Genomic DNA, 17,068 nt, shown 5'->3' with positions numbered 1-17,068 from the left:
GCGCTGTCTTTGTGCATGAAGAGATTCGGCAAATGGGGCGACCGGGAGGTGAAGCGTTTCAGATTGTTGCGAAGGATAATGCGGCGGGGCGTTTTGAGAAAGGGTGAATCGCAAGATGCATCATTTCAGTTTTGGTAACAGTGACAGATAGTCGCTGGCTAATAATGTGGGAGGGGGCTTGCTCCCACAAAGGGTTTTCGGTGTTGGTCAGAAGGTGGTGCGGATGCCGAACTGCACACTGCGCCCCGGTGCCGGTGCGATGTCGCGCAGGATCGAGCTGGCGTAGCGCACGGTCTGGTTGGTCAGGTTTTCACCGTTGACGAACGCCAGCCACTGGCTGCCACCGACGTTGAAGCGATACCCCGCGCTTGCTCCCAAAGTGGTGTAGCCATCGGTGCCGCTCTCGTTATCCGGCACGCGCCCTTGGCCCGCAGCATGTTCCACATCGATACGTGCCTGCCAGCGATCCAGTTCCCACAGCAAGCCGCTGTTCAAACGCAGGGGCGCAATGCGCGGCAAGGCTTCGCCGCTGTCCAGGTTGGTGGCGCGGGTGTAGTCGCCCGACAGTTCCAGAGCGAACTTGCCGTAGGCGCCTTCGCCGAGCTTCCAGTGATCCTGGGCTTCGAAACCGGCGAAACGCGCACGTACGCCGGAGTAGCCGTACTCGGGAATACCGCCAGCATCCTCTTCACCCTCGTCGTTCAACGTGCGGCCAGTGCCGAGCAAACCGATGTAGTTGGAGAAGCGGCTGTAGAACACGCCAAAGCTGCCCTTATGGGTGCCATTGTCAAAACGCAGGGCCAGGTCGCTGGACACGGCCTTTTCTTTCGACAGGTTGGCGTCGCCCAATTCATAGGTGCCGGTGGCGACGTGGGCACCGTTGGCATACAGCTCGTAGAAGGTCGGGGCGCGCTCGGTGTAGCCCAGCGTCGCGGCCACCGACCAGATTGGCGTAAGCGTGTAGACCGCACCCGACGACAGGCTGCCTGCGGTGAAGTCGTTGGATTTATCCGCAGTGGCAAAGCGCGCATTGCCCTTGCCATCCGGGTCGACGTTGGTGTGCTCAAGGCGCGCACCCAGGCTGAGTTTCAAGCGCTCGGTGGCTTGCATCTCTTCCAGGATAAACAGGGCGCCAGCGTTGGTATCGGTCTGCGGTACGAACGCTTCCTCACCCAGGGCCGAAAATTCATTGCGGGTCACTTGGGCGCCGACCACGCCGTCGAACGGGCCGATGGGCTGGTGACGCGCCTCCACTCGGGCTTCATAGCCTTTGTTCTTGAAGGTGGTGCCGGTTTCGCCGCCTTCAATTTCGCGGTGCTGATACTCGGTGTAGCCCGCGTCGATCTTCACCGAGGTAAACGGGCCCTGCAGGTTGCGGATTTCGGAGGCAAAGGCGTAATGATCCTGCTTCATGCGGATGCGTACATCCTGCTCGGCGGGGGAGCCATAATTACTGTCGTAGTTGCTGTAGGACAGGCCCGCGTAACCATCATCCCAGGTGTAGGAACCACCCACCGCACCGCCGTCCTGACGTCCGTTGCTGTTACCCAGGCGGCCGTTTTTGCCGGGGCCGTTTTCGCTCTCCGGCGCGTGGCGGCTGCGCGCATAACCGGGGATTTTCAGGTCATTGAATTCCCGCGCATTGGCGTCCAGGTGCAAGGCGAATGTGCCGTTGCCGGCCTCCAGCTTGCCCGCGCTGCTGCGGGTGGTGTCGGCGCCGCCGTAGCGCAGTTCCCCCGCACCGTGGATGCCTTCGATGGCCTCGGTGGGGATGCGGTTGTCGAAGGTGTTGACCACGCCACCGATGGCACTGCCGCCGTACAGCAGTGCTGCGGGGCCGCGCACGATTTCGATACGGTCGACATTGATCGGGTCCAGCGGCACCGCGTGGTCATAGGACAGCGACGACGCATCCAGCGCCCCCACGCCGTTGCGCAGGATGCGAATACGGTCGCCATCCTGGCCGCGAATGATCGGGCGGCTGGCGCCTGGGCCGAAATACGACGATGACACCCCGGGCTGCTTGTTCAGGGTTTCGCCGAGGCTGCCTTTTTGTTGCAGGGTCAGCTCATCACCTTCCAGCACAGTGGTGGGCGAGGCCAATTGTTCGCTACCCAGCGGGTTGCCAGTAACGACTTGGGGGGGCAGTTCCAGGGCATAGGCTTGTGAGCTGATCAACAAGGCGGCGGCGAGAGGGGACAAGCGCCAGAGAGAAGGCAGGGACATCGGATATTCCTAGGCAAAACGTCTGATAGATATAGTTACAATATAACATCTCTTTTTTCGTCTGGAAGGGGAACTTTTCCTGGCGGGCTATATTCAATGCGATGCTTCCACCTGCACGCCTCGTCGGCTAAGGTGCGCGGCTGTGTTTCCTCTTTTTGCAAAAGGCCCGGCATGACCGCGACAAGCAACGACCCGCTCCACGGCGTGACCCTGCAACACGTGCTCACCACCCTGGTGGAGCATTACGAATGGAGCGGCTTGGCCGAACGTATTGATATCCGCTGCTTCAAGAGCGACCCGAGCATCAAGTCGAGCCTGACCTTCCTGCGCAAGACGCCTTGGGCGCGGGAAAAAGTCGAAGGGTTGTACGTCAAGCTGATGCGCACCAAACGCCCGCTGGACTGAACCCATGAAGCGTTTTGTCGCGACGGCGGCGCTTGCCGGCTGGGTGGGGTTGGCGATCCAGCAGTACCTGATCCTTTATTCACGCTGGTCCATTGAAGCCAGCTTGCTGGGTGGGCTGGTGAGTTTTTTCAGTTTCTTCACCGTGTTGACCAACACCCTGGTGGTGGTGGTGTTGAGCTATGCCTGGGTCAACCGGGAGTCAGCCGGCAAACGGTTTTTCCTGGCACCTCACATCAGCAGTGGAGTCGCCGTGAGCATTGTGGTGGTAAGCCTGGCCTACAACCTGCTGCTGCGGCATTTGTGGAGCCCTGAAGGCTTTCAATTTATCGCCGATGAATTGCTGCACGACGTGATGCCGTTGCTGTTTCTGATTTATTGGTGGCGCTGTGTGCCCAAGGGTTTTTTGCGCCTCAAGCACATCGGCGCCTGGGTGATTTACCCATTGATGTACTTCGCGTATGTGCTGATGCGTGGGCATTTGCTTGGGCAATATCAGTACCCGTTCATCGATGTGGACCGCCTCGGTTATCCACAAGTGTTTGTGAATGCCGGGGGGATTCTGGCGGGGTTTGTGGCGATAGCGTTGGTGATGGTGGGGCTGGATAAATTCATCAAGCCCCGGCCCTGACTCACTCTTGCGGGCTACCGTCGGCGCGCCAGTAACCCACGGCCTTGAGGTATTCCTCATTGACTTTGTGGGTGTCCAGCAACCCCCGCCGTACTTGGCGCGACAACCTGGTTTCGGTCGCCACGAAGCTGTACAGCGTGCCGTCGGGCAGCGTCAGGTTTTGCACCACCTCAAGCAGGTCATCGCGGCCACGCAGCGCCCAGATCACCTCCACATCGGCCGCACTTTGCAGCGTCTGTTGCTCCGCCGCATCGGCGATTTCAATCACCGCAAGCACCTTGCGCCCAGCGGGCAACTCCTCCAGACGCCGCGCAATGGCGGGCAGGGCAGTTTCGTCGCCGATCAGCAGGTAGCTGTCGAAAATGTCCGGCACGATCATCGAGCCCCGTGGCCCACCGATATACAGGTGCTGCCCGACCTGCGCCTGCTCGGCCCAGGTGGACGCAGGGCCATCGCCATGCAGCACGAAGTCGATATCCAGCTCGCCGGTTTCCAGGTTGTAGCGCCGTGGCGTGTAGTCGCGCATGGCCGGTTGCGGGCCGTCGCCCTTGATGGCGAACGTCGGGCTTTCAAGCGCTGCTTGCTCGGCGGCGTTCTGCGGGAACAGCAGCTTGATGTGATCGTCGCTGCCCAGGCTGATAAAGCCCTCCAGCTCAGGCCCGCCCAGTGTGATGCGGCGCATGCGTGGGGTGATGTCCACCACCCGCAGAACTTCCAGGCGGCGGCGTTTGATTTCGTGGGTCACGCGATGAATGGCTTGTGTGTTCATTGGTCTGTCCCGTCGGCAATGGCTTGAGCGGTGCGATTGAGCAGCGCCGCGACACGAATGATTTCTTCCGGGCTCCAGTGCCCGTTGTGCGAATGCAAGGCGTGGCGCAGGTTGTGCACCGCCTCATGGATCTGGGGTGGGCGGTCGTGGCCACGCAGCGAGCGCTTGCTGACATCCAGGCGCATGCGCACGCCATCCAGGGCAACGGCTTGTTCGCTTAAGAAGAGACGACCGGCGTCGGTGATTGTGTAGCGTTTTTTTCCACCATCGGCGTCGCCGCTGATCAGCTCGCTCTCTTCAAGAAAGGTCAGGGTGGGGTAGATCACGCCGGGACTGGGGCTGTAGGCGCCGTCGAACAGGCTCTCGATGCGGCGGATCAGGTCGTAGCCATGGCAAGGTTGCTCGGCGATCAATGACAACAGCAGCAGCTTCAGGTCGCCGGGGGCGAATACCCGTGGGCCGCGGCCGCCGCGTTTTTCAAATTCGCCGCGATGCTCGTGTTTCATGCGCAAGTCCTCTGTACAGGTTTAGATATAACTTAAGATATATCTTTGTACGAAGGGTAGCCCTTGGCGACCAACGGTCAACGGGGTAGCCGCGGGTTTCGGTCATAAGTGAAACAAGTCCGATTGGATCTTTTTAATTTATAGAGTTATAACTTTAATTAGAGTCATGACTCGAATTCTTATCTGGCCCGTGGTTGTGGAGGCGCTTTTGAGTTGGTGTGGTCTGCGTCTTACAGTAACTTCCTTATCGTGTTTTTAAGTGTGTAGCCTGTTTCCTACGGATACTTTTAAAGTTTTGGCGAAATGCCATCTTTTTCGCTCGACCCCTGTTTACAAGGGCTACGCTCATTTTAGAATGCGCCTGCATACCTGCCTCTAGTTTCAATTGATCATTGTTTGGCATTGCTTGTTCCAACTAATCGGCAATGTAATTCGTTGTTAGGGATCTCCTTGGCAATGAACCAATCAATGTTGTCAACTACAGGTATTGACCATGTTCAAGAAGTTTGCTGTTGCTGTTCCCCTGGCTGTTCTGGCGCTGTCTTCCTCGGTAACCGCTATCGCTGCCGGTGAAGCCAGCCACACCGTCAACCTCAAGGCAAACATCCCGACCACCGTGTTCCACGCCCAGCCGCGTGATCCGAACTGGGGCCGTGACGAGACCATGACCTACAACCTGGTCAGCGGTGAATTGGCTCCCCTGAGCGCCATCTACGACATCAAGAACACCAACGGTTCGGTTGCCGCCTACATCGAAGGTGGCCCGGCGGTGCTGTTCAACGGTGATGCCGCGCAGAACATCCCGGTTACCACCACCCTCAACGGGGTGACCCTCACCGGCACGCCACAGGAAGTGGTCAACGAAGCCGACTCCACCCCAGGCGTGGGTGCGGAAATGCGCATCGCTGCCGCCAAGCCTACGGCGACTCAGCGCGGTGCCTACACCACCACCATTCCGGTGGTATTCGACGCCGTACTGCCAGCCCTGTGATGCCAATGAGTGCCTGTTAATCACGGGCATTCACTTGCAGGTCGGCTGATTCCCTTCTCTGTCCGCCGACCTGGTTTTTTTATCTCTTGGCATTCAGGGTATCCGTTCATGTTTCCGATGACGCCTATCGCGGCTGCGCTTGCGCTGTTGATGTGTACGAGTGCGCTGGCTGCACCCGCTGCCTCCGGCGCTGCAACCCCTGGCAGCTTGATTACCCAGGCCCAAGGCCTGCCCGCAGGTTTCAGTGATCACTTTTTCGACGTGCCGTTGGCGGTGCGTGTGGACCTGGACCAGCAACCGCTGGGCGAGGCTCTGATTGTGCTGTCACGGGATGATCGCGTGACCTTGCTCGAATTTACCGACACCGGCGACAGCAAAGTCCCGGCCGCTACCCGTGATACCTGGCAAGCCGTGTTGGAAAAAGGCGTGGCCCTGGGCGCCTGCACCCAGGCCTGCCCGGAAAAAATGATCTCGGCGTTCTACAACCTGGAAAACTCCCAGTTGTCGATCCTGACCCAGGACGTCGAACGCAGTGACGACATTCCGCGTTTCTATGACCAGCCCGAAGGCGGCAGCCTGGGGCTGATCATTAACAACCAGCTCAACCTCAACGGCAGCCAGGAGGACAGCCTGGGCGGTCGCTATGGCTTGCAAGCCAGTTCCAGCGTGGGTAACTGGAGCCAGGTGTTCAACCTGCAACTGGCGCGCCAGAGTGGCGATGAAGAACAAGTGCGCCATGCGATTCACGAGCTGTACACCCAGCGCGAACTCGAAGGGCAGTTTTTCCGCCTGGGTCACTTCACCCCCAATTCCGACGGCCTGACCCGTCAACTGCGCAGCTTCGGCGCCAGCCCCGACACGGCGCTGGGCCTGATGTATGGCAGCTCCGACAGCCTGGCCATCAACAACACCAAGCCCAGCGTGTACCCGATCTACGTTACCGCCAACCGCCAAGCGGCGGTGGAGATCTACCGCAACGGCTTGCTGATCAACACCCAGGCGGTAGCGGCAGGCCTGCAAACCCTCGATACACGGCCACTGCCCGGCGGCATCTATGAAGTGGAAGTGCGCCTGGTGGAAGACGGCCTCACCACCAGCACCACCCAGGAGCTGGTGTACAAGCCCAGTAACTGGCGCAACGCCGAAGACCGCTGGCGCTACAACCTGTTCGCCGGGCGCGAAACCAAGTTGTTCAGCAACTGGGACGAACAGGCTTCGGGCGCAATGACGGCCGGTGCGTCGCTCAACTATCTGGTACACCCGCGCGTGATCCTTGGCCTGTCGGCCCGCCAGGTGCGCGAGCAACTCCAGTACGGCGGGTCGATGGACTGGACGGTGGCCAACAACACCAGCGTCTATGCCAACCTGTACCAGACCCAGGAACATGGCACCGGCATGGACCTGCAAGGGCTCTACACCTTGGGCTCAACCAACCTGGTGTTCAGCCATAACCGCAGCTGGCTAGACACGCGTGACACCTACGAAACACTGCCGGACGGTACGCGTCTGCGCCGCAATACCTTCGTGGGCGAGGCCAGCAACACCGCGTTGTCGGTCAACCACCGGCTCGACGCGAAAAACACCCTGAACATGCGCCTGTCCCACAGTGAGGGCAATATCGAGGGCGCGGGGTTGGACCTGGGCTGGAGCCGCCACGACAACCTGTTCGGCAGCGATGCCAACTGGCGCTTCTCGGTGTTCGATCGGCCCGGTAGCGCTGGCACCAACGATGCGCGCAATCGCGGCGTGGACGTGAGCGTCAGCATGAACCTGGGCCGCGATGGCCGGCAGATTTCCGGCAGCATCGGCACCCGTACCGCCCGTGATGGCGGGCGCGACAATAACGCTTCGGTGACCCTGCGCCAGGACCTCACCGACCACGCGCTGCAAAGCGTCTCGGCGACAGCGATCACCGATACCTATGGTGTCGGCCTGTCGGGCATGGCCAGCTTCAATACAGACGCGTTCAGTGGCGACGGTTTTGTGCAGCGCAGCTCCTTCAATGGCGACCTGAGTGGCGGTTTGAACCTCAACAGCACCTTTGTCGCCGGTGCCGGCAAGATGCTGCTGAGCAGCCAATACCAGGGTAACGGTGCCGGGATGATCATCGACGTGGAAACCGACCTCGATGAAATCGCTCTGCGCGCCGACGATCTGGGCGGTGGCGGCGCCATCTTGCGGCCCGGGCGCAACTACGTGCCGGTCTCGGCCTACAAGAGCAGCAGCGTGAGCTTCGATTTTGAAGGCAATCACCCGCCCGCCGCCAATATCCAGCCGACCCGCGCCAGCTATCACCTGAACAAAGGCGGCGTGGACTACCGGAAAATCACCGTGATGAAAACCGTCACCGTGCTCGGCCGCTTGTTGGATGAGCACGGCGCACCGCTCAAGGGCCATCACGTGATCAATCATGCCAGCCGTGGGGTCAGCGAAGTGGACGGGTTCTTCTCGATGGAAATGAGTTCCAGCGCACCTACCTTGCAAGTGCGCTACCAAAACCAGCTGCTTTGCCAGTTTCGCTTGGACCCCAGCAATGCGCCGAACGAAAACGACGTGTTGATGATTGGCGACTTGCGTTGCACCCCGGATACGTTGGCCGAGGTCGGTCGTGCGTCCGAGGCGGCCGGATGAACTTCCTAACCAGAACGATGCGTGTTCAGAGGCATGAGTTGACCAGCATGAGCAATCCAATCAAGAACCTGACTTGGCGAGCAGTATCAGTGGCTGCAGCATTGTGTGCGTTTACGCCGTTGTCCTTGGCTGCCACGCAAGACATTACCGCTGAGTTCCGCCCTGACCCCGGTAACCCGATGGTAAACAAGTTCACCAACACCACCCCACAAAGCGGGGTATGCCCAGGGCATATGCCGGCAAGGTGCGAGGCGTTGGGGATTTTCAGTATCCGGACCTGGGATATCAACTTTGTCGCCAGCGGTCCGATAGAGGCCAACCATGCAAACCCGCGTCAAGGTTTGATGTTCAAGGTCCCCTCCGAGTGGCGAAGTTTTGAGGTGGTTTCATCCAAGGGCGACCGGAAAACAGTGGAGATGCGTATTTCCGGGGTTGGCAGCCGCTTCAATACGACTAATCCGCCGGGCGTTCAGGCCTGGAGTTCGTTACCCGCCAACTGGACGAACGCACCGGCTCCGTGCCAGTACACCGGCATGTGGGCAGCTGCCCCCACGTTAAGGCTGTGGTTCTGGCTCGTACCGGAAGGCGCCGGTGCTTGTAATCTGGTGACGCCGTTTGATGTGCCCACCTCCAGTTTCAGCATGCTTGAGTACACGTACGAATTGCGTACGCCTAATCCTTTGGATATGGAAGCGGGGGATTACAGAGGGTCGATTACTTACCGTGTCGGGCCGTATCAGGATTTCGATTTTGGTGACCTCTACCTTCCAAACGATGATGTGTTGACCTTCAACTTCGATCTTCGGGTAGAGCACAACCTTAAGGTGGACCTGCCACCGGGGGGCAACCGCGTGGAGCTGTTGCCCGAGGGCGGCTGGCAGGCTTGGCTCAACCGTGGGCGCCAACCGGCGCGGTTGTTCCGTGACCAGACCTTCGTCATTTCCGCCAGTACCCGCTTCAAGATGCAACTCGAATGCGGCCTGACCATCGGCAACACCTGCGGCCTGCGCAATAGCGCGGGGGACGAAGTGCCGCTGCAGGTCGGTGTGACCTTGCCTTTTGGCTTGCAAGACCAGTACGGCCAGGCCGTGAGCAAGTTGCCTTTGCGTCTTGACGGCACTGGCACCGAGCTGTTCCAGCCTGGCCATTACGTCAATAACCGTCCCGCAAGCCTGCACTTTGCCGTGGAGCGAGACGACGTGAAAGAGATGCTCAAGCAACCCGGCAGCACCTACACCGGCGTGGTCACGGTGATCTGGGATTCAGAAGTCTGAGTGGGCACTGGCCGCATATCAGCCGTTGGCTGGGTTCAATCTATAAGGCGTAATCAAACATGAAACATGCAGTGTTAGCGGTGGGGCTGTTCCTGATGTCGTTGGGCGCTTATGCGGGGCCGGCGATCAACGTTGGGGTGGTCTATGACTATCTGGACGGCGACCGCAGCTCTTACCTCAAGCGGGTCTACAACGGCGGCACCAGTTCCGCGTTTATCAAGGTCAATGTGCTGGAGATCGTCTACAACGCCGACGGCACGTCCCGGGAAGTGCCCGTCGCGTCGATGACCGACGCCAAAGGCAGCACCACCAATCGCGACGGCCTGATGGCCAGCCCGGCGCGCCTGATCGTACCGGCCGGTGGGCGTCAGGGCACACGGTTGCTGTATATGGGCCTGCGAGACAAGGAGCGCTATTTCCGCGTGCGCTTCATTCCGGTGGTGCCGGAAAAGGAAGATGACTTTGCCGTGACCGATCAAGAGCGTGCCGAGTACAAAAACGCGCTGGCGGCCGGGGTCAATGTCATGGCGGGCTACGGCACGGTGTTTTTCGTCAGGCCCAAGGACACCCGTTTCGATACGCAAATCAGCGAGACCGCCAGCCAGTACACCCTGCGTAATGCGGGCAACAGCGTGGTGGTGCTCGATGAGTTCCGCGATTGTTCGGTGGCGAAAAAGACCGACTGTGAGGCCACCACCAAGCACCACATCCTGCCCGGTCGCCAGTTGGTGCTCGAGAAAAAGCCGGAGCGCCAGTTCAACTTCCAGATGATCGAAGGCCGCAACAAAAAACCGATGTCGGTCAGCAGTAACGGGTGATGACTATGTTCAAGCAACTAACGGTACTGGCGGTACTGATGGCGCCTGTGCTGATGGGCGAACGGGCGCTGGCGTTCCAGGAGCGCCACACGTTTGATGTGTCGGTGACCATCCCGATCCATGAAGCCTATGTGCTGCCCTCCGAGCCCGACTGGATTGGGCAGGACCAGGTGCTGGCCTGGGATCTGGCGACTGCCCGGCTGGGACGCCTGCGCAAGAACTTCGACGTGAAGAACATCAATGGCGGGGTGGCCGCGCGCCTGGGTGATACGCCTTACCTGTTGAGTGGCCGCAACCGTATCGAACTGCAGGTGTTGTTCAATCGGGTGCCGCTGACGCTGGATTCGACCCTGGTCCTCAGCGCCGACGAGGCACGTGCCGGCCGCCGCGCCGAGCTGGAAATTGCCGCCATCGAACCGGCGGACGGTTACAAGGGCGGCGAGTATTACGGCACGGTGCACCTGTTGTTTGATTTTCCGGCGCCTTGACCGCAATAGGTTTGCGAGTATGAATATGATGTTGCTGTGTGTGATCAGAAAGCTGGTGGCCCGCACTGCGCGAGCGCGGGCCAAAACCGAACACGGCATTATGAAGCGGCCGTCAAACCCACGTCCTTTATGAGTGCATCAATCAAATCATCCAGCGTTGGGTAACGTTTATTTTGCAACTGCGGCCAACGATCAATATAGAACTGCCCCTCAGGATTTGTTTCAACGACGGTGGAATATATATTCATATCACCGGAACGGTGGATCACAGTGGCTTGAGGCGGTAAAGCCCGTTGCTCAACCACGAATTGACCTGCCGATACCAGCCGCGTTCGGGGCGAAGCCGTAGGGGTGACAAATGACAACTGGACTTCTCGCTTGAGTGCCTCGATCAAATGTTCGACCGTCCGGAAGCGCCTGTTGTCCAGGTTCCAACGTTTAATAAAGAACTGATTACTGGCGTCCTGTTCAATAAGCGTGCGAACGACTTCTCCGCTGTTGGAATGGTGGACCAACCAGGTATCAAGAATAGTAGGTCGCTCGATCAGGGCGTCGCCGATGGTTCTCAGCCGTGCGCTCGGCAGGGTCGTAGCGGAAACGAGGGTCATATACGCGTCGTCTTTAAGTGCCTGGCTCACCTGTTCCAACGTTGTGAAACGTTTATCTTTCAATAGCGGAAAATCTTCAATAAAGAACTTCCCCAGGTCGTCAATTTTAATCGGGGTGCTCGCCTGCCCTCCGAGAATGGTGCGGTAGACCACATTGGCTTCGGTGCTTGAGGGTTGTTCGATCAGGAAGTCGTCGACATTTCTCAACCATGCACGATCCGGTGCAGTTTTAGGCGACGGCGCGCGAATGTCGGCAATACCGACGTGCAATTTGAAGTCACTGCGCAGGGTTTTTGTTCCGGGAGAGCCAATCTGACCCTCGACGAATTCCCATCCTCCCCTCTGCAGCGGCAATGCCTGGGTGGGGTGAACATCGCGTATCCTCAAGCTGACCCCATCCTGCAATTGCGCAATGCCTGGGACACCCAGGTACGTATCGCAGTGGGAGTCCCCTATGAGCGCTACCCATTTATGCGGGCCCTGTGCCAACTGGTCGGCCTTGATCACCTCATTGGCGAAATAGTTGAAAAGGTTCGTGCGGGCGTTGTTCGTGTTCATGCCTTTAACGTGATAGCTGGCCGTACAATCGAGCGCACGCACGCGAATGCCTACCTTGTTCGCGGCTTTGACCACATTGGTGTAAGTGTCGGGCCCGGTATAACCGTGCATCTGGCCGGCATCTTGCGCTCTCAGATAGCGTTTCAGGTTCTTCGGCATTTTGCTCGTGCGGTAGAAAAGCTCCAGTTCTGCCTGATGCAGATCGGTGAGCAGGTGCTCCAGGTACAAGGTCTCGACGCCCTCCTTCTTCAACAGCTTCATGTATTTGATCAGGAACTGTTTGCTGTAGGTATCAAGATGGGATTCGCCGATAATCAGTCCCCGTATCTTTTTATACAGCTGCCTGATAAACGCCTCCTCACTTGTCGCCGTGGCGAGGTCGGCGAAGTCCGGGCGTGGCAGTGGCGTGTAAGCGGTAAAAGCCTTTTTGGCGGCTTCATCCAGGCGACTGCGTGTTTGCTTGAACGCCTGGTGCGCCGGATGGTACGGGTCTTCCGCTGCAGGTCCGTAGCGGGGGTCAAAGCTTTTTTGCCTATGCACCATTTCGTCCAGGTCCGGTTTGAACGATGCGGGCAGATCAAACTCATTGTAATGAGACGGTGATGGGGGGACCTGTACCGCTCTCGAGGGGCCGGCCTTCGGCAAGGTTTGGGTGTTTGCGGCCATTGTCAGCTTGTAATCACCCCGAGACAGCGCGGCGGAGGATGTATCAGGCAGGATGCCCACTGCCTGGCCAGGGATAGCATCATCCACACGCAAGGCGATGACATTCTGCAAGTCGGCCAGCCCCGGCACCTCGTCGGTACTGCCTATGCGAATGTGATCTACCAGGGCGATCCAGCCATCATCGGGATCGTTTTGCGCAAGCGCTTGGTGGGAATAAAAGTTTCTGAGTTGACTGTTACGCGGGATAAATCGCTCTTTGTCAGATAGCTCCAGCACATGCTCCATATGATATGAGCTCGAGGCGTCCACGCCGTCGATCGCGACCTTGTGCTGATGGGCTTCAAGCATCAGTTTACGGAAGGTAAAAGGCGCATCTGCATCCCAGCCCAAGCCTGCGTCGACCCGCGCCAAATGGTCCTCGACTTGCTTCAAGGCATGCGCAAGATTGCCCTTGGTTTCGCCGTTGATTATTTTGAGTTTGGTGCGGAAAACATCGGCCGGCAGGTTTTCGATGTGCAAGCGTTTGAGCCCTTGCGCGGCCAAGGCCTGAAGGTTTTCGATCAGTAACTGCTTACTGGCAACGCTGGTGTTGGATGCGCCGATGATCAGCGCCTTCTTGAGTGGGAACAGGGTGGCAAGTACGGTAGACGGGTTGGAGTCCGGTGCCAGTGCCGGCAAACCGGTGCGGTCCGGGCGCGCTGGAGGTGAGGCGTAAAGCGCCTGCGCATCTTCAGTCAGGTGTTTCACCTGATCGGGATAGCTATTACGTAGAGGCTTCAAATCAAAATGGGCCCCTTCACGTACGCCCTGCGCAATAACGTCATCCGGATGGTTGACGACGTTGCGCACATATTCAAGGTTGAGCGCTGATCTGAAGTACTTACCTTGCTCGGATGCAATCTCGTAGCGAGCCAGTGGCTGGTCCACTTCCTCCTGGAGTACCGTATATGTCTTTCTGCGCCCGCCTGCCGCAACCCCGGAACGTATCCACTGGCCATCGGTGTTCTTGTTGACCAGACGTGTAGTCGACTGCATTTGCCCGGTGACTGGGTCATGGCGAAACAGCAGATGCCGCCCCAGAGAATCCTGTGTGTTCTTGACCCAGAACGGATGGCCATCGAACAGCACCGGTTTCATTCCGGCAGTAATGCCAGGGTCGATATCGTTGATCAGCGTGGCCTGCTGTATCGCTTTAGTAACCGGTCTGACAGACAGTGTGTTGAAAGGGCCTTTTAGAGCCGGGCGAAAGTCAAACAACACAGCACCGCCCACATTGGCCAGGTAGCCGATGTAGTGTCTCAAGGCCCCGGCCATGTCACCCTGTTGGTAGGCACTGATGGCGAGCATCGCGTCCTTGAACGCCAGCAAACCACCCAGGCCCAGGCTCAATACGGGAAAAGGGATGGTGGCGATGGCGGTGACCAGTTCGACGCACATCCAGAGAATCCCCATGATCATCTCCGTTCGATTGACCGTGGTGGCGATCACATCATCAATTTTTCGCTGCAATACCATGTTGTAGAGGTCATTGCGCAGGTCGGTCAGGGTTGTGTCGGAGGTTGTCCGGTCATAGCGCGCCGGGCTTGGAGTGGTACGGTCAATCGTCGCTGGCAATCCATCGCGGGCAGTTTTCAGAAACATCCCGATCCGTACCTGGGATTGGATCGGCACCCGACCCTGCAGGTAACCCGACACGCCGTCGACTTTTTTCAGCCAGTAGTTGAACAGCTTCGCCTCACGAAAGCTGATGCCATCGGGTGCGTTGGGGGAGTAGAGCAAAACCGGGTTATCGGCGTGGCTGAACAGGTAGTTGCCCATCACCCAATCGCCGTCAAGCGTCAGGCGATGTACTTGGTAAGTGGAGCGAGTCGCAGCCGCTGTATCGCCCAGGCTGTCGATGGCACGCTCCAGCCAGGTCAAGTCGACCCGGGCGATATGGCCGCGTAGACAGCAATCCAGAGCTGCGTATTTCATCTGCAGTTGCGTGATCGCCAAGGTGGCGTCGCGCCGTTTGGCGTAACCGGGGCTGCTCGCGCTTTGCAATTTGGTGCGCACTTCGTCGGTGTAGCGTTGACCGATCCATACACCGGTCACCGACCTTGATACGTTCTGTGGCGTCAAGTGGCTCAGGTCGACACCCGCCGGGCCACTGAACGTGGCCGAGGTGGAAAATTTCGCGTCGATGAAACCGACGTTATCCGTGTAACCGTCCCTGTACAGCCTGGTATAGGAGATGGGCTGGGGCTTGCCACCCAGTAACGGCCAGGGCGCCGACACGAACACGGTGTCCGGGTCGATATCATTCTGAGGGCGGCCCAGCAGCGTGTTCAGGCTGAGTTTGGCTTTATCGTGCAAATAGGCATTGAAGGTAATGAAGTTCGCTTCTGAATCGGGCATGGCGTTATAGACGCGCAAGGCACCTGCGGCATCTTCAGCAAGGCGGGTCAAACGGGTTCGGTCTTGCGGCTTGGCCGAGCGATACCAGAGCGGGGTGCTGTATTCGTAGTCGTCCTGCGCTGCGCTTTGCGAATGAACGACCATGGCGTCCAGGCAGACCGTGTGGGAGCACACTGGGCCGAATGTCACCTCTTCGTGTTCCTTTGCGTCGGGCCTGAAGCCCAGCCCGGCGAGAAAGGTGCCCATCTTCGGGCGAAAACGCAGCGGGCATTGCTCCAACAGGTAGTCGCTCATGGTGCGACCCTTAAGCCGCGTTTTGTCATCGGCCCAACCGATGATATGCGTCTGGCATTCGCGCTCGGTGGCAAATACCAGGAACTGTCGCTCACGTGGCGAATCCGGGGTGCACAACAGCAAGCGCCGGATTTGGCCGTCGGCATCCTCCTCGCGCAATAACCACAGGTCTTTGAGTTGCGCGCCATGCAGCAGCACGGTTCGCGCACACAGGAGCGGGTTCGTACCGGCTCGCAACGTGTCGAACAGGCTGTGGTCTCCCTGGCTCAGGTCGCCTCGCAACCGAGCGATAAAGGCCAGCAACACCAGCCGGTGATCAAACAGGTCGCGAGCAGCCTTGTTGAACTCAGTATCGGCCTGCATTTTTTTTTGTAGCGCGGCAAAGTCCAGGCGCGGTTGCAGGCCGGGTTCGCGGAGTATGTCGAGCAGGCTCTGCGCGTTCAGAATGGCATGGTCGCCTTGCAGTGCCGCGCCCGCATAGGTCAGGGTGGTATTGGCCAAAAAATCAGAGCCGGGCAACTCGTCGCCGGTGTGCAGCCCGTCATAGCTTAACTGCACCAGGTCGCGTGTCTGCTCATAGGTGCCGACATGGGTGACGTTGCGCCGGGTGGTGATCTTCAGGTGGTGCGGGTCCAGGTCGTGGATTTCCAGCGCTTCGTCCAGATACTCGGTCAACTGGAAATTCGCCAGCGCTTGAGGCGAAGCGACAGGCCCCAGCAACTCGATATAGGTGGCCCGGGCCTGATTGTAATCCTGCATGAAACGACTCAGGGTTTGCTGGTCCGTCGCAGCTGCATTGCGATACCAGTGCGGCAGGCTGTTATAGACGCTGCGCTCCAGTAGCTGTTGGCGCCTGAACGCCAAGCGTGACGACAAGTCTGGCAGGGCGGCCTTCACCGCGTTATCCAAGGCTGACTGGAGCAGTGTTGCCTCGTGGAGCGGGTTTTCAACCAGGCTCAATGCCAGTTCAATATCCTGGCTGCGCTTGTTGATGATCGCGTTGTAGGTATGTTCGAACAGTGGCTCGTCGTCGATGGGCAGCAATTGCAATGGCCAGATGTCATCGACGTCCAGCGCCTGATAACGCATAGGCAGGTGTTGGCAGAATTCCTCATGGCCTGCCGGCAACGCCAGCGTCGCCTTGAGTCGCTGGTCCAGTTGCGCCAGCGAGTCGAAGGCCTCCAGGCCTCGGTTTGGGGTGAACAACAGGACCTGGCCGAGGTCTTCTTTCGACGTCAGGTTGTCTACGACTGGGCTGGGTTTACGCGTCAGTACAAACGCCCCGGCAAACGCCACGGTTTTGTCCTGGTAGCTGAAGTTGAGCGAGTACATGCCAGGGCGAAAGGTCGGGCCTCGGGAGCAGTCTTCAACCATGCGCTGTTCGGCAGGGCTTAGCAGGTAATCGCGCACATCCAGCTTGGCTTGCTGCTCCAACGCGCCAAGGCCAGCTGTTTGGATGAGGTAGCTCTTGCGGCCTTGACCGTCCACGGTGCTGGCTTCGTCAAGGCCTAGCAGGTGCTTGTTCAAGTCGGTTTTGAGTTGGGCAAGCAACGTCTTGCCGGCCGCTTGGGTGAGGTCTGCTTGCGTGAGTGCCTCAAACAAGCTGTGTGACCTCGCCAGCAGGACGTTGTTGGCGCTGGTTAGGGTAGTGTTCAGTTTTTCCAGCGCAAGCAGTTCAGGCGGTACTGCGGCAGGCTGTTGGGTTTGAGTGCGCAACGCTGGGTCGATTTCAAGCAGGTGGGTACGTATTTCTTGAAGCGTCGGTGATGCCGCTGGTGTGTTCGACGTGCTCATTGGCATTGTGCTCAT

General features: G+C 58.8%; 11 protein-coding genes. 7 read left to right on the top strand and 4 right to left on the bottom strand.

Going from position 1 to position 17,068, the window contains the following annotated elements; all coding sequences use genetic code 11:
- Positions 1–207: 207 nt before the first annotated feature.
- The gene (locus E4P00_RS10465) at positions 208–2,226 is read right to left on the bottom strand and encodes a TonB-dependent receptor (RefSeq protein ID WP_032877600.1); all 2,019 of its coding nucleotides are present in this window, start codon (positions 2,224–2,226) and stop codon (positions 208–210) included.
- A 171-nt stretch (positions 2,227–2,397) separates the two neighbouring features.
- Here E4P00_RS10465 and E4P00_RS10460 point away from each other — a divergent pair, with 171 nt between their 5' ends.
- Together E4P00_RS10460 and E4P00_RS10455 are read left to right on the top strand one after the other, a co-directional pair.
- A complete protein-coding gene (locus E4P00_RS10460; RefSeq protein ID WP_003188882.1) occupies positions 2,398–2,631 on the top strand; it encodes a VF530 family protein in 234 nt (77 codons plus the stop codon).
- Positions 2,632–2,635: 4 nt separating this feature from the next.
- Complete coding sequence (locus E4P00_RS10455; protein ID WP_032877598.1) at positions 2,636–3,259, top strand: Pr6Pr family membrane protein; 624 nt, start codon at positions 2,636–2,638, stop codon at positions 3,257–3,259.
- Position 3,260: 1 nt separating this feature from the next.
- On the opposite strand, the gene E4P00_RS10450 is transcribed toward E4P00_RS10455, so the two are convergent.
- Together E4P00_RS10450 and E4P00_RS10445 are read right to left on the bottom strand one after the other, a co-directional pair.
- Complete coding sequence (locus E4P00_RS10450) at positions 3,261–4,028, bottom strand: siderophore-interacting protein (RefSeq protein WP_248131367.1); 768 nt, start codon at positions 4,026–4,028, stop codon at positions 3,261–3,263.
- Positions 4,025–4,534, bottom strand: a complete 510-nt coding sequence (locus E4P00_RS10445; protein WP_005785185.1) for a PadR family transcriptional regulator — start codon at positions 4,532–4,534, stop codon at positions 4,025–4,027. The genes E4P00_RS10450 and E4P00_RS10445 overlap by 4 nt, the downstream gene beginning before the upstream one ends.
- Positions 4,535–5,027: 493 nt before the next feature.
- Here E4P00_RS10445 and E4P00_RS10440 point away from each other — a divergent pair, with 493 nt between their 5' ends.
- The 5 genes from E4P00_RS10440 (at position 5,028) to E4P00_RS10420 (ending at position 10,736) form a co-directional block, all read left to right on the top strand.
- Positions 5,028–5,525, top strand: a complete 498-nt coding sequence (locus E4P00_RS10440; RefSeq protein ID WP_032877593.1) for a CS1 type fimbrial major subunit — start codon at positions 5,028–5,030, stop codon at positions 5,523–5,525.
- Positions 5,526–5,633: 108 nt separating this feature from the next.
- A complete protein-coding gene (locus tag E4P00_RS10435) occupies positions 5,634–8,156 on the top strand; it encodes a CS1-pili formation C-terminal domain-containing protein (RefSeq protein ID WP_216090796.1) in 2,523 nt (840 codons plus the stop codon).
- Positions 8,157–8,203: 47 nt separating this feature from the next.
- Entirely contained in the window at positions 8,204–9,430 is a 1,227-nt protein-coding gene (locus E4P00_RS10430) for a hypothetical protein (RefSeq protein ID WP_248129975.1), read from the top strand.
- Positions 9,431–9,489: 59 nt separating this feature from the next.
- The gene (locus E4P00_RS10425; RefSeq protein ID WP_248131365.1) at positions 9,490–10,248 is read left to right on the top strand and encodes a molecular chaperone; all 759 of its coding nucleotides are present in this window, start codon (positions 9,490–9,492) and stop codon (positions 10,246–10,248) included.
- Positions 10,249–10,253: 5 nt separating this feature from the next.
- Positions 10,254–10,736 carry a CS1 type fimbrial major subunit gene (locus tag E4P00_RS10420; RefSeq protein ID WP_078820401.1) on the top strand — a complete coding sequence of 161 codons (483 nt, stop codon included), beginning with the start codon at positions 10,254–10,256 and terminating at the stop codon, positions 10,734–10,736.
- A gap of 98 nt (positions 10,737–10,834) precedes the next feature.
- Here E4P00_RS10420 and E4P00_RS10415 read toward each other — a convergent pair whose 3' ends face one another.
- A complete protein-coding gene (locus E4P00_RS10415) occupies positions 10,835–17,053 on the bottom strand; it encodes a membrane-targeted effector domain-containing toxin (RefSeq protein ID WP_248131363.1) in 6,219 nt (2,072 codons plus the stop codon).
- Positions 17,054–17,068: the final 15 nt, after the last annotated feature.

The organism is Pseudomonas sp. B329 (assembly GCF_023127835.1).
Classification (GTDB): Bacteria; Pseudomonadota; Gammaproteobacteria; order Pseudomonadales; family Pseudomonadaceae; genus Aquipseudomonas; species Aquipseudomonas synxantha_A.
The sequence above is the reverse complement of the archived record's forward strand: the minus strand, read 5'-3'. Positions and strand labels throughout refer to the sequence as shown.

What these genes read in the sequence shown, in the direction of transcription:
- E4P00_RS10465 (WP_032877600.1), bottom strand. Translation starts at nt 2,226, where the DNA reads ATGTCCCTGCCTTCTCTCTGGCGCTTGTCCCCTCTCGCCGCCGCCTTG.
- E4P00_RS10460 (WP_003188882.1), top strand. Translation starts at nt 2,398, where the DNA reads ATGACCGCGACAAGCAACGACCCGCTCCACGGCGTGACCCTGCAACAC.
- E4P00_RS10455 (WP_032877598.1), top strand. Translation starts at nt 2,636, where the DNA reads ATGAAGCGTTTTGTCGCGACGGCGGCGCTTGCCGGCTGGGTGGGGTTG.
- E4P00_RS10450 (WP_248131367.1), bottom strand. Translation starts at nt 4,028, where the DNA reads ATGAACACACAAGCCATTCATCGCGTGACCCACGAAATCAAACGCCGC.
- E4P00_RS10445 (WP_005785185.1), bottom strand. Translation starts at nt 4,534, where the DNA reads ATGAAACACGAGCATCGCGGCGAATTTGAAAAACGCGGCGGCCGCGGC.
- E4P00_RS10440 (WP_032877593.1), top strand. Translation starts at nt 5,028, where the DNA reads ATGTTCAAGAAGTTTGCTGTTGCTGTTCCCCTGGCTGTTCTGGCGCTG.
- E4P00_RS10435 (WP_216090796.1), top strand. Translation starts at nt 5,634, where the DNA reads ATGTTTCCGATGACGCCTATCGCGGCTGCGCTTGCGCTGTTGATGTGT.
- E4P00_RS10430 (WP_248129975.1), top strand. Translation starts at nt 8,204, where the DNA reads ATGAGCAATCCAATCAAGAACCTGACTTGGCGAGCAGTATCAGTGGCT.
- E4P00_RS10425 (WP_248131365.1), top strand. Translation starts at nt 9,490, where the DNA reads ATGAAACATGCAGTGTTAGCGGTGGGGCTGTTCCTGATGTCGTTGGGC.
- E4P00_RS10420 (WP_078820401.1), top strand. Translation starts at nt 10,254, where the DNA reads ATGTTCAAGCAACTAACGGTACTGGCGGTACTGATGGCGCCTGTGCTG.
- E4P00_RS10415 (WP_248131363.1), bottom strand. Translation starts at nt 17,053, where the DNA reads ATGAGCACGTCGAACACACCAGCGGCATCACCGACGCTTCAAGAAATA.